This window comes from Streptomyces sp. WMMB 322 (assembly GCF_900090145.1).
Taxonomy (GTDB): Bacteria; Actinomycetota; Actinomycetes; order Streptomycetales; family Streptomycetaceae; genus Streptomyces.
Window position 1 is genome coordinate 90,689 of the sequence record NZ_FMHI01000017.1, and the last position, 12,551, is coordinate 103,239.

9 protein-coding genes are annotated in these 12,551 nt (G+C 73.0%); 8 read left to right on the forward strand and 1 reads right to left on the reverse strand.

Annotated elements, in window-relative coordinates; translation table 11 throughout:
• Positions 1-27: 27 nt before the first annotated feature.
• From H180DRAFT_RS23080 to H180DRAFT_RS23110, 6 genes are all read left to right on the forward strand, one after another.
• Positions 28-1,374, forward strand: coding sequence for an O-antigen ligase family protein (locus H180DRAFT_RS23080; RefSeq protein WP_368073144.1), 1,347 nt, complete (start codon positions 28-30; stop codon positions 1,372-1,374).
• Positions 1,371-3,266 carry a lipid II flippase MurJ gene (locus H180DRAFT_RS28745; RefSeq protein ID WP_055488045.1) on the forward strand — a complete coding sequence of 632 codons (1,896 nt, stop codon included), beginning with the start codon at positions 1,371-1,373 and terminating at the stop codon, positions 3,264-3,266. The genes H180DRAFT_RS23080 and H180DRAFT_RS28745 overlap by 4 nt, the downstream gene beginning before the upstream one ends.
• A 139-nt stretch (positions 3,267-3,405) precedes the next feature.
• Positions 3,406-4,179 (forward strand): polysaccharide deacetylase family protein, encoded by a 774-nt coding sequence (locus H180DRAFT_RS23095; protein WP_079100348.1) that lies wholly within the window; start codon positions 3,406-3,408, stop codon positions 4,177-4,179.
• Positions 4,176-5,369: a glycosyltransferase gene (locus tag H180DRAFT_RS23100; protein ID WP_055488046.1), complete on the forward strand. Its 1,194-nt coding sequence runs from the start codon at positions 4,176-4,178 to the stop codon at positions 5,367-5,369. The genes H180DRAFT_RS23095 and H180DRAFT_RS23100 overlap by 4 nt, the downstream gene beginning before the upstream one ends.
• Positions 5,370-5,377: 8 nt before the next feature.
• Entirely contained in the window at positions 5,378-6,973 is a 1,596-nt protein-coding gene (locus tag H180DRAFT_RS23105; protein WP_055488047.1) for a YveK family protein, read from the forward strand.
• The gene (locus H180DRAFT_RS23110; protein WP_055488048.1) at positions 6,970-8,127 is read left to right on the forward strand and encodes a GNAT family N-acetyltransferase; all 1,158 of its coding nucleotides are present in this window, start codon (positions 6,970-6,972) and stop codon (positions 8,125-8,127) included. The genes H180DRAFT_RS23105 and H180DRAFT_RS23110 overlap by 4 nt, the downstream gene beginning before the upstream one ends.
• An 82-nt stretch (positions 8,128-8,209) precedes the next feature.
• Here H180DRAFT_RS23110 and H180DRAFT_RS23115 read toward each other — a convergent pair whose 3' ends face one another.
• On the reverse strand, positions 8,210-9,535 hold the full coding sequence (locus tag H180DRAFT_RS23115) for a glycoside hydrolase family 26 protein (RefSeq protein WP_055488049.1): 1,326 nt from the start codon (positions 9,533-9,535) through the stop codon (positions 8,210-8,212).
• A gap of 143 nt (positions 9,536-9,678) precedes the next feature.
• Between H180DRAFT_RS23115 and H180DRAFT_RS23120 the strand changes: the two genes are divergently transcribed.
• Both H180DRAFT_RS23120 and H180DRAFT_RS23125 read left to right on the forward strand, forming a co-directional pair.
• The gene (locus H180DRAFT_RS23120) at positions 9,679-11,100 is read left to right on the forward strand and encodes a carboxylate--amine ligase (RefSeq protein ID WP_074466946.1); all 1,422 of its coding nucleotides are present in this window, start codon (positions 9,679-9,681) and stop codon (positions 11,098-11,100) included.
• A complete protein-coding gene (locus H180DRAFT_RS23125; RefSeq protein ID WP_074466947.1) occupies positions 11,085-12,437 on the forward strand; it encodes an NAD(P)-binding domain-containing protein in 1,353 nt (450 codons plus the stop codon). The genes H180DRAFT_RS23120 and H180DRAFT_RS23125 overlap by 16 nt, the downstream gene beginning before the upstream one ends.
• Positions 12,438-12,551 lie beyond the last annotated feature (114 nt).

Consider the following 12,551-nt stretch of genomic DNA (forward strand, 5'->3'; position numbering starts at 1 on the left):
CGCCGATGGGCGCCGATGGCGCCCGCCGTGGCCACCGTTCTGGTCCTGTGCATGCCGGTGCAGACCGGCGACGTGACCATGTCCGGAAAGGCCACCCCCGCAGACGCGGCTTCCCTGGTGCTTGTGGTGTGGTGCCTGGTGAGGCTGCTGCGCGGACGCGGCGGTCGGTTGACACCCATGGCGGCTTCGGTGCTCGGGGCACCGGCTGTCGCCTTCGCGGTGGCGACCGCCGCGTCCGCCGATCCCTCGGCGAGCGTGCCGGGCTTCGTGCGGTACATGCAGATCTTCGTGCTGATCCCGGGTGCGCTGCTGCTCCTGGTGCGCGGCACCAGGGACTTCCGGCTGCTGTGCTGGGCGATGGTCGTGCTGGCCCTGGTGCAGGGCGCGGTCGGTGTCGTGCAGAGCGTGACGCTCACCGGTGCCTCGTACATGGGCAAGGACGTGCGCGCCGTGGGCACGTTCGGGCCGCTGGACGTCATGGGGATGTCCACCGTCGTATCGCTCGGGCTGGTGGCCGCGTTCGCGCTCTGCCTCGCGGACCCGCGCGAGAGTTCACGGCGGCAGCGCGTCACCGCGATGGCGTGCGCCGCCGCGCTCGTGCCTCCGCTGGTCCTCTCCTACAGCCGCGGCGCGTGGATCGCCACGGCGGTCGCGTGCCTGGCGGTACTGCTGCTGGCTGGTGCGCGCCGGGCCGTGGCCGTCCTCCTCGCGCTGGCCGCCGCGTCGGTGGTGCTGGTGGGCGGCTTCGGGGTCGGCTCGTCGATGGTCGAGGAGCGGCTGACCAGCATCACCCACATCGGTTCCGCCCCGGACCGGTCCGTCACCGACCGCTACAGCCTCTGGTCGGCGGCCACCTCGATGTGGCAGGACGATCCCCTGACGGGCGTCGGCCCGAAGAACTTCCCCGCGCACCGCGACGGGCACGCCTCGGTGGGGCTCTCCTCGGGCAGCGACACCGCGGGAGCCGGCATGCAGTTCCAGAAGGAACCGCTGCTCTCCCCGCACAACATGTATCTGCTCGTCCTCAGCGAGCAGGGCCTCATCGGCGCCGTGGCGTTCGTCGGCGGAGGCGGCGTACTTCTCCTGTGCGGGCTGCGGCGCCTGTACGCCGCCCGCCGGGCCCGGCCCGGCGGACCCACGGACGCCCCCGGCACCGCCGACTGCGGACTGGCTGCCGTCGGGCTTTTCGTGTGGCAGGGCGTCGACTTCCTCTACGCGGACATCGGCGGCCCCTCGACCGTGATGACCGCGGTCCTCCTGGGTGCCATCACCTGGTGGGCCCTGGTCTCCTCCCCCGCGGCCCCGGCCGCCGCCCCCCGCCCGGACTCGTCCGTGCCCACCGCCGACGGCAAGGCAGAGGCACCCGCCCGATGACGGAAACGCACGCCTCCCGCACCACCACCCAGGACGCGGCGACGTCGACGGGGCCCGGCACAGGAAGCGACGGCCCCGGCCGGAACGGCATCAGCGGCGGGAAGGGCGACGGAAGCACCCCGCCGCTGGGCAGGTTCCTCGCCCGTGCCGCCGTGATCACTGCCGCGCTCACGGCGGCCGGCGCGCTCTTCGGTCTGCTCCGCGACCAGGCGATCGCCGGCCTCTTCGGCGCCGACGCCGACACCGACGCCTTCCTCGTCGCATGGACCGTCCCGGAACTGGCCGCGACGCTGCTCATCGAGGACGCGATGGCGCTGATCCTCGTCCCCGCATTCAGCCTCGCCCTCTCGCGGCGCGGCGCCCGCTCCGGCTCCGGGGACGGCGGCGCCCTGCTCGGCGCGGACGCCGCAGACGACCCGGTGCTGGGTGTCGTACGGCGGACCCTGCCACGGCTGCTGCTGGGCCTCACCGCGACCGCCGGGCTGATGCTGCTCGCCGCCCCGCTGCTGGTGCGACTGCTGGCACCCGGTCTGCAGGACGCGCGTACGGCGGTGGACTGCATGCGCCTGACGTCGCTGACCGTGGTGACCTTCGGGCTGGCCGGCTACTTCAGTGCCGCGCTGCGCGCCCACCGGCGCTTCGTAGCGCCCGCAGCAATCTACGTCGCGTACAACGTCGCGATCATCGCGGTCATGCTCGCCGGCCACTCCCTGTGGGGGGTGCGGTCGGCCGCCGTGGGGGTCGCGGTCGGCGGCGGCCTGATGGTGCTGGTCCAACTTCCCTCGTTCATCAGGCAGTTGCCCTCACGCGGGAAACGCAGGACACCGGCCGCGCTCCGCGGGACGGACGCCCCTGTACGGAACGCCCGCTCCAGAGCCGCGGTCCCGGCAGGGCCGGCGGGCTCGACGGAGCCGTCCGGTCCGGCCGGTCCGGCGGTCCCGGCACTCGCGCCGGCGGTCTCCGGCCAGGACGCCACACCCGCCGCCCCACCCGCTCCGGCTGCGGGCCCGGCCGCGAACTCCGGTCGCGTCGCGATGATCGGCCTCGGTGTGCTGGCACCGGTCGCGACCTTCGCCGTCAGCCGCCAGGCACAGGTGCTCTTCGAGCGCTACCTCGCCTCGCCCCTGCCGGCGGGCGCCATCTCGCACCTCAACTACGCGCAGAAGGTCGCGCAGATGCCGATGGTGCTCTCGCTCATGGTGTGCACCGTCACGTTCCCCGTCGTGGCGCGCGCCATGGCGGACGGCGACAAGCTGCGGGCGCGGCTGCGTGTGGAGCGTGACCTGGCGCTGGTGGCCATCGTCGTGCTGCTGGGTGCCGCGTACGTCGTCGCCTGCGCGCCGCAGCTCATCCAGCTCCTCTTCGAGCGGGGTGCGTTCGACGCCGAGGACACCGACGGCACCGCCTCGGTGATGCGGGTCTACAGCTGCGGCCTGCTCGGTCACAGCCTGGCCGGCGCGCTGGTACGTCCGTTCTTCTCCGGCGCGCGGCCCACCTGGTACCCGGCCACGGTGATGGCCCTGGGGCTTCTCGTCACGGTCGTGGCGGGGGCGATCGCCGTGCGCCCGTGGGGAGTTCACGGCATCGCCGCGGCCAACGCGGCCGGGATCCTCACCGCCGCGCTGCTCCTCCTGCACGGCCTCGGTGCGCGCGTGGTCGCCATCGACGTTCGCCGGGTCGCCGCCGGGCTGGCCCGGTTGCTGCTGGCGGCTGCCGTCGCCTCCGCCGCGGGCTGGGGTGCGGGCCTGCTCGCCGGCGGTCCGCTGGCCGGTGCGGCGGCCGGCGGAGTGACCGTCCTCGTCGTCTTCGCGTCCGTGGCCCGCCTCGTGAGGGCCCCGGAGGTGCCTCAGCTGTTCGCCGTCGTCAAACGAAGGTTCGCTCATGTCCGCTGAGTTCCGTGCCCGCATCCCCGCCCTGCCGCTGCCCTCGCCCCAGCGACGTGTGCCCGTACCGGCGTCCGCACGCGAGCCCGCGGCCGCACCCGCGACCGCCCGCACAGGCACGCGGCGGCGGAGACCCCCGTGGGTGCTGATGTACCACTCGGTCTCCGGCTGCACGGACGACCCGTACCGGATCACGGTCTCTCCGTACCGGCTCGACCGGCAGCTGCGCTGGCTGCGCGACCGCGGCCTGTCCGGCGTGAGCGTGGGCGAGCTGATGCGGGCGCGGGCGGCAGGACGCGACGCCGGACTGGTCGGGCTGACTTTCGACGACGGTTACGCCGACTTCGTCGACAGCGCCCTGCCCCTGCTGCACAGGCACGGATGCACGGCCACCGTCTTCGTGCTGCCCGGCCGGCTCGGCGGCATCAACGCCTGGGACGAACTCGGCCCGCGCAAGCCCCTCCTGGACGCCGAGGGCATCCGGACCGCAGCGGCCGAAGGCATGGAGATCGGCTCGCACGGCCTGATGCACACCGACCTGACCAAGGCCGACGACGCCACCGTCGAACAGGAGACCAAGCAGAGCCGCGCGCTCGTCGCGGAGATCACCGGCACCGCCCCGGAGGGCTTCTGCTACCCGTACGGGACGGTCGATCCCCGCGCCGTCGAGGCGGTGCGCGACGCCGGTTACGGCTATGCCTGCGCCATCGACCCGGGGGCGCTCACCTGCATGCACGCCCTGCCGAGGGTGCACATCGACTCCGCCGACAACTCCGTGCGGCTGTTCCTGAAGCGGACGCTGAATCCGCTCCGCCGCAAGCCGCTTCCCCCCGAGCAGGGGCAGCCGGAGGACACCGGCGCGGCGGCCGGAGAGGACGAGGACGAGGGCGCGGTCGGCAGCGGGACCGGAGGCGCCCGATGAAGGTCGCGCACGTCATCACCGGGCTCGGCGTGGGCGGAGCCGAGCAGCAACTGCGGCTGATGCTGCGCCACTTGCCCGTCCGCTGCGACGTGTTCACCCTCACCGCACCGGGTGTCGTGGCCGACGGTATCCTCGCCGACGGTCACCGCGTCACGCACCTGGGCATGACCGGGAACCTCGACGCGACGATCATGCCGCTGCTGGTCCACCTGCTCCGCGAAGGGCGCTACGACCTCGTCCACACCCACCTCTACCGGGCCTGCCTGTACGGGCGCCTCGCGGCACGGCTCGCCGGAGTGCGTGCCGTCGTGGCCACGGAGCACTCCCTCGGCGACGACACGATCGAAGGGAGGCGGCTCGGTCCGGGCATCCGCGCGCTGTATCTGGCCTCCGAGCGGCTGGGCTGCGCAACCGTCGCGGTGTCCGACACCGTCGCGCAGCGGCTGCGGCGCTGGGGCGTGCCCGCTTCCCGGCTGCACACCGTGCCCAACGGCATCGACGCCCGCCGCTTCCGCTTCGACCCCCTGGCCCGCGTCACCACACGCGGGCGGCTGGGCATTCCCCAGGACGCGTTCGTCGTGGGCGGCGTGGGGAGGCTGGTGCCGGGCAAGCACTTCGAGACGCTCGTGCGGGCGGTGTCCGTACTGCCGGACGCGCAACTGGTGTTGGTGGGCGACGGTCCCGAGCGCGAGACGCTCCGCGGCATCGCGACGGCACTCGGCTCGCTCGACCGCGTCCACATGCTCGGCGAGTGCGACGGGACGGTCGCCTCGGCCGATGCCGGCTCGTGGGAGATCCCGGACCTGCTCGCAGCGATGGACGTGTTCGTCTCGCCGTCGTCCGAGGAGTCCTTCGGGCTCGCCGTGCTGGAAGCCCTCGCGGCCGGGCTGCCGGCGCTGCACGTGACGTGCCCGGCCATCGACGACCTGCCGCCCGAGGAGGCACCCGGCGCCCGGCGCATCGGAACCGGCGTGCCCGAACTCACCGCGCTCCTCTGCGAGTACCGGAACGCGGAGCCCGTACGGCTGCCCGTACCGCCCGTCGTGGAGCGCTACGACATCGTCCGCAGCGCCGAGCGGCTGATGGCCGTCTACCGCGCCGTGACAGGCGCACCGCAACTGCCCGCAACGGCACCGGCCCCGGCCACGCCCGTACCGGCGCCGACATCGCTACCCCTGACAACGAGGTGAGTCCTGCCATGCCCAAAGCCGCACAGGGATCGTCCCAAAACCCCACCGCGGACGGCTCGGCGCGCACGGCGCAGTCCCGGAACGAAGCCCGCCCGCAAAAGCCCGGCAACGGCGACGGAGCGGGGGCCGCAACCCCCGAGGGCGCGGAGAGCGCCGGGGAGAAGAGCCCGGCCGGCACGTCCGAGAGCGACGCGGTGAAGTCCGAGGCGGCCGTGAAGACGGAGGCCACGGTGAAGTCCGAAGCCGCTGTGAAGTCCGAGGTGCCTGTGGAGTCCGAGGCGGCCGGCGCCGGGACCGACGCCCGGAGCAAAGCCGGGACCGGATCCGGCGCCAGGAGCGACACCGGGCCCGAATCCAGGACGGACGGCACGACGGACACGAAGACGCAGCCGGTCACGAAGGCCGCGACCGGGGCGAAACCGGAGCCCGGCGCGAAACCAGAGGCCGGGGCGAAACCAAAGCCCGGCGCGAAACCAGAGGCCGGGGCGAAACCGGAGACCGGCGCGAAGCCGAAGACCGAGGACGTCGCCAAGTCCCGGTCCGGCGCGGGCACCGCCACCGGCACCGGCACCGCAGCCAAGCCCGGGGCCCGTCCGGCCAGGACCGGTTCCGGAACCAGCACGGGCACCGGCACCGGACCCGCCAAGGAGGCCGGCGCCGCAAAAGCCGGGAGGCTCAGGATCCGGAGCCGGAAGTCCAGGAAGGGAACCGGGAAGCCGGAGGCGGCGGCTCCGGCCGGATCCGCGGCCCCCCCGGCGAACGGGTCCGCGGCACCCCCGGCGAACGGCGGCAGCAGCAAGACCTCCGCCCTCACCAGAACAACTCCGCTCCGCAGCAACGCCGTTGTGACCGAGGGCTCTTCCGCCCGGTCCCGCAGCCGCACGCGCACCCCGAAGTCCTCCGTGTCCCCGGCGCGGCGGCTGTCCGTCCGGTTCAGGGCGTTGCTGCGCCGCACGCCCCGATGGTGGCCCCTGCCCGTCTGCCTCCTCCTGGGCGCCGGGGGCGGCGCCGGGTACTCGGTGATGACACCGCCGCAGTACTCGGCCGTCAGCTACGTCGTCGTCTCGCCGTCCGGCCGGTCGGAGGTGGGCGGCGCGCTCGGCTACGCGCAGGCGTTCGGCAAGATCGCGACGGATCCGATGATCCTCGCCGACGCGGAGAAGCGGGCGGGCCTCCGCCGGGGCACGATCAGCGACGGCATCCAGGCGAGCACGTCGCCCGACGCCCCGATGGTGCAGATCACCGCGACCTCGTCCAGCGCATCGCAGGCGGCGAAGAACGCCGACGCCGTCGCGAAAGCCCTCACCAAGACGGCCAAGGCCTCGGTGAAGCGGACCGGCGCACGCCTGACCCTCCTCTCCGAGGCCGTGGCACCCGCGACGCCCGTCTCACCGTCCCGGGAGGTCGCGGTCGCCGTGGGTGCGTGCGCGGGCGGGCTGATCGGCGGGTTCGTGCTGCTCGTCCGTCCGCAGTCCCGTCGACGCCCGGAGTACACCGGCGTGCCCGTGACGGCCGGCGACGGCCGGGTGCCCGACGCGGCCCCCGGCGCGGGCGTCGCGGCCGAGCCCACGAGCGCCGACTCCCTGACCGAGGCAGGACGATGACCAGCGCCAGTGTGTGCCGGGATCCTGCGGCGTTCGCCGGCCTCGCCGCGGAGTGGGACGGGCTGCGCCGGCGCAGCCCCGGGTCCACTCCCTTCCAGTCCCACGCCTGGCTGCAATCGTGGTGGCGGTCGTACGGAGGGCGGGGCCGGCTCCGCGTCGTACTCGTCCGCGACAACGGACGGCTCGTCGCCGCGGCGCCGATGATGCTCACCCACCGGCCCCTGCCGACGCTGGTCGCCCTCGGGGGCGGCATCACCGACTTCTGCGACGTACTGCTGGACGGCGGATTCCCCGCCGCCGCCCCGTGTCTGGCGATGGCGTTGCACCATGCGTCGCGCGGAGCACTGATCGATCTGCGCGAGGTGCGCCGCGGTGCCGCGGCGGAGCAGGTGTACGACGCATGGCCCGGCCCCCGCCGCAGGCTCGCGGACTCCGTGTGTCTCGAACTGCCCGGTCTCCCCATGGAGAAGCTGCTGGAGCGGCTGCCGGCCGCGAGCGCCAAGCGCACCCGCCAGAAGCTGCGCAAGATCGACAAGTTGGGGGTCAAGGAGCACGACGTGCTGCCGTCGGAGGCCGCCGGGGCCGTACGTACTCTGCTGAAGCTGCACGCGATGCAGTGGGAGGGCCGCGGTGTGACACCAGAGCATCTGCGGCCGCGCTTCCGCGCCCACCTGGAACGCACGGTCGAGCGCATGGCGGAGAGCGGCGACGCAACCATCACCGAGTACCGCGTCGACGACGAGACCGTGGCCTCGGACATCACCTTCACCAGCCGGGAGATGGTCTGCGGCTACCTCTACGGCGCACACCCGAAGCTGCGGTCCCAGCGGGTCGACATCACCACGATGCTGCTGCGGCACGCCGCGGCGCACGCCGACGCGGTGGGGGCGGGCACGCTCAATCTGCTGCGCGGTGCCGAGCCGCACAAGCTGCGATGGCAGGCCGAAGCCGTGGCCAGCGGGCGTCTTGTGATGGCGCGCCGGGAAATGACGCCCGCACTGGGTGTGCACCTCGCGCAGGTCAAGGGACGCGAACTGGCCGCCGGAGCTGTGCGCCACGCCCGGGATGCCGGGTGGTTGCGGCACTTGCGTGCGGGCGGTCCCGGGAAGGGCGGAACGGACACGGCCGCGGAGGCCGGGGGCGCACGGTCCTGAGCGTGGGGCTCCTCCGCCCTCGGGGGGCGGAGGAGCCCGGCGACGGATGAGCGAGCCGGCCCCGGCCTCCGCGCGGCCGCCGCTACTTGTGCATTCCGGCCCCGGGCACCCACGAACCGTGCATGAGCTTGTCGAACCTCACGCAGTACTTGCCGACGGCGAAGCAGTCCTCGTACCACGGGATCCGCGAGCCGGGTTGCGTCGGCACGGGGATCGCGGTGCGCGAGGGCGACGGCACCGGCGCGGGCGACCGGGCCCCGGGCTCACCGGACGAGCCCGCGCCGGATGACGGGGCGGACGTCCTGCCGGACCGGCCGAAGACCGCGGCACGGAACGCCTCGGCGGAATCCGGATTGCCGGTGCACTGCCACACACCGTGCGGGCAGTAGTCGGTGAGCGTCTGGTACAGCGGCTTGTGACGGTCGAACCAGTCGAGCATCCGGCGGACGTACTCCGGGTTGTCGCCGTTGCGGAAGAGTCCCCACTCGGGGTACGAGATGGCCTTGCCGTGCCTTCTGGCGAAGTCGACCTGGTCCTGGAGGCCGTACGGCTCGTTCACCTGGGACTCGAAGGAGTGGCCCTCGGGCTGGTCGTAGGCGTCCATGCCGACGATGTCGACGACGTCGTCGCCCGGGTAGCACTTCGTCCACGGGTAGGCGTCCCGGCCGCGGCTGGGAGCGAAGTCGAAGCGGAACTTCTGTCCTGGCACCGAGCGCATGGCTGCGACGATGTTCCGCCAGTACTGCTTCCAGGCCCCGGGGGCGGGCCCGCAACGGTGCGAGTACGTCGAGCCGTTCATCTCCCAGCCGAGCACGATCACGGTGTCCGGTGCCTCCTGCTGGACGAGGCGTTCGGCGAGGGTGCGGAAGTGGCCGTCGAAACGCCCTGCCGCACCGGCGCGCAGCAGCTTGCGCACCTGACGGTCCCGCAGGCCGTCCTCGTTGCGTGGCGTCATCGGCACGTTCAGCACGAACATCCGGTCCTGCTGAGCCCGCCGCCACCGCGTCCACGGTTCGAGAAAGCCCGGCCTGCCCTCGATGTTGGACCAGCGGTCGCCGGGGAGATACGTGTGGCCCACCTTCACTTCCGTGCCGCCGAGCCAGTGTTGCAGCTCCGGAATGTGCATCAGGCCGCCCGGGTCGGCCCGCACGAACGTGCCGAGGGGGGCGAGCGGAGCGTTGGCCGCCTGAACGCCGGTCAGCGAGGCGGGGCGCGCGGGGAAGCCGGCGCTCCCCTGTTCGGCGCGGGATCCCGCAGCCCCGGAATCGCTCGGCATGACGCTCCGGATGAACGATTCCTTCTCGAAGTGGGGCAGATTCATCGGCAGGACGGTGCAGGAAGCGAGAAGCCCGGCGGCGACGACGAGACCGCAAACCCCCTTGTATCCGCGGCGTTCAGGGCTCCGCATCCATCCTCCTGTCCACCGGTGGCCTCTCAGGCCACGAAACACGCATTTCATACCTAACCGTTCAAGACGACTCGGTGCGGTCTGATAGCCCAATGGGGATATTTTCTCCCTGTTCGCACTATTCATGACGCAAGGACATACCCATGCCGCCGTTCGACACGGAAGTCCCCGTCCTCCTGCTCCGGCTCGACCCCAACCCGTTCCACCACGGAACACTCGGAGCCGTCAGGTCCCTCGGGCGCACGGGGATCGAGGTCCACCTCGCACAGGGGACGCCGGGCCCGGTGGACCGCTCCCGGTTCGTCCACCGGATGTATTCGCTTCCGCCGGACGGCACTTCGGACGCCGAACTCGAACTGGCGCTCTCCCGCGTGTCGGACGCCATCGGCAGGCCGGCCGTGCTCATCGCACTGGACGACCGTGGCGCGATCGCCGTGGCAGCCCTCGCCGACCGGCTGCGCAGCCGCGGCTTCCTGCTCCCGGACACCGCGCCGGGCCTGCCCGCCCGCGTCGCCGACAAGGCCGAACTGGCCGGACTCTGCCGCGATCTCGGCATCGCCCATCCGGTCACGGTGGCGCCGGACAGCGCTGCCGCAGCGGCGCGCGAGGCAGCGCTGCTGGGGCTGCCCGTCGTCGCCAAGTGGAGCCGCCCGTGGCTGCTGCCGAAGGGCATGCGCAGCACCACGCTCGTGCGGACGCCCGCCGAGGCCGGCGAGTTGTACGAGATGAGCGCTCACGCGGGCAGCCGGCTCCTGCTTCAGCAGCGACTGCCCGGCGGCCGCGGAACGGACTGGTTCTTCCACGGCTACGCGGACGGCGACCGGGGCTTCCTCGTGGGCGGTTCGGGACGCAAGGAACGCTCCTGGCCCCCGCGCACGGGCCTGACGGCGGTCGGCACCTGGATCGCGAACCATGAGGTGGAGGAGGAAGCGGCACGCCTCGCGGCGCGGGTCGGCTACCGCGGCATCCTCGACCTCGACTTCCGGTTCGACCCCGCGACGGGCACATACAACCTGCTCGACTTCAACCCGCGGCCCGGCGCACAGTTCCGGCTCTTCACCGACGACGGCGGACTCGACGTCGTCCGCGCGCAGCATCTGCACCTGACGGGGCGCGAGGTGCCCGCGCAGCGCGGCGGGCCGGGGCGGGTGTTCGTCGCCGAGAACTACGCGCTGCTGTCGGCGATGGTCACGGTCGTCTCCCTCGGGATGCTGCGGAAGGAAGAACCGCAGGGGCCCGGAGCGCGTGGCGGGCGAGGCGGCCGGGGTGCGCGGGACGAGCTGGGAGACCACCGCGGTTTCCGGCCGCGGGGGCGGTACGCCCGTGGCCCCGGCCGCGCCGTGGAGCGCGCCTGGTTCGCGGCCGACGACCCTCGCCCGTTCTTCGCCATGGCCGGGGCATGGCTCGCCCGCGGCGCACTCAAGATCTGGCACCGCGTCAGGTCCGTCAGGGCGGCGCTTCCGGCGTCCACACCGGGTCTGCCGTCGGCACCGCATTTCCGCTCCACCCGTGATGAGCGGTCAGTGAAAGATCAGAGAGAAGGAAACGCATGTACGACCTCGTAGTGGTGGGCGCAGGCCCCTACGGCCTCTCCATCGCCTCGCACGCCGCGGCCGCCGGACTCAACCTGCGCGTCCTGGGCCGTCCCATGGCCTCGTGGCGGGACCACATGCCCAAGGGCATGTTCCTCAAGTCCGAGCCCTGGTCCTCCAACCTCTCCGACCCGGCCGGTACGCACACGCTCGCCGCGTACTGCTCCGCTCGCGGCATCACGGTGGAGCACGGAAGACCACTGCCGATCGGCACGTTCACCGAGTACGGGCAGTGGTTCGGCAGCCGGGCGGCGCCACCGGCGGAGGAGCAGACGGTGACGTCGATCGTCCCGTGCGCCCGCGGCTTCCGCGTCGAGACGGCGGAGGGGGATGTGCTGGTGACGCGCACCGTCGTCGTCGCCGTCGGTGTCATGCCGTTCATGCACAAGCCGGGTCCACTGCGGAAACTCCCGCCCGCGCTCGTCTCGCACAGCAGCCGCCACCGCGATCTGAGCCGCTTCAAGGACAAGGACGTGACCGTCGTCGGCGCCGGGCAGGCGGCTCTGGAGACGGCGGCGCTGCTCGCCGAGGGCGGTGCCCACGTACGGGTCGTGGCGCGAACCGACCGCATCAACTGGAACTCGCCGCCGCAGCCGCTTCAGCGCTCGCTGCTCAAGTCGCTGCGCGATCCGCACTGCGGACTCGGCACCGGCTGGCCGAGCTGGGTCTACTCCGAGATCCCGTGGGCGGTGCGGAAGCTGCCGGGTGCGCTGCGGCAGCACATCGCCCGCACCGCGCTCGGCCCCGCCGGTGCCTGGTGGCTGCGCGACCGCTTCGAGTTCGCGGTGCCGGTGCTGCTGAGCAGCCGCCTCAGTGCGGCGGAGCAGATGGGCGACCAGGTGCGGCTGCGTCTGGAGTCCGTCGACGGCGCCGTGCGCACCGTCGAGACCGACCACGTCGTCGCGGCGACCGGCTTCTCGCCGCGGCTGGCGCGCCTGTCGATGCTCGACGAGTCGATCCGCAGCATTCTGCACCGCGTCGGCACGAGCGACGCACCCGAGCTGAACGCACGGTTCGAGTCCTCGCACCCCGGGCTGTTCTTCGCGGGGCTGCTGGCGACGCCGTCCTTCGGCCCGTCCATGCGCTTCGTGTACGGGGCGACCTTCGCGGCGAACCGTGTGGTGCAGGGCGTGCAACGGCGGCTGGCCGAGCCGCGGCTGCCCACCGTGCCGCACGCCGCCCGCTCCCGCACGATCGAACAGCACCGCACGGACGATCAGTTGACCGGACCGACGGCGCAGAGCCAGGGCCGCGGACAGCGTCCGCGGCGTGCACAGGGAGGGCGCGGGCCGACGGCCGTGCGCCGCTGAGCTGTTGAGCCGGTGAGCCAGCGAGCTGTTGAGCCGGTGAGCGTCCGGTACGGGGCCGTCGCGCGACGCGACCGGCCCCGTACCGGCGACCGGCCCGTACCGGCGGCCGAGCGG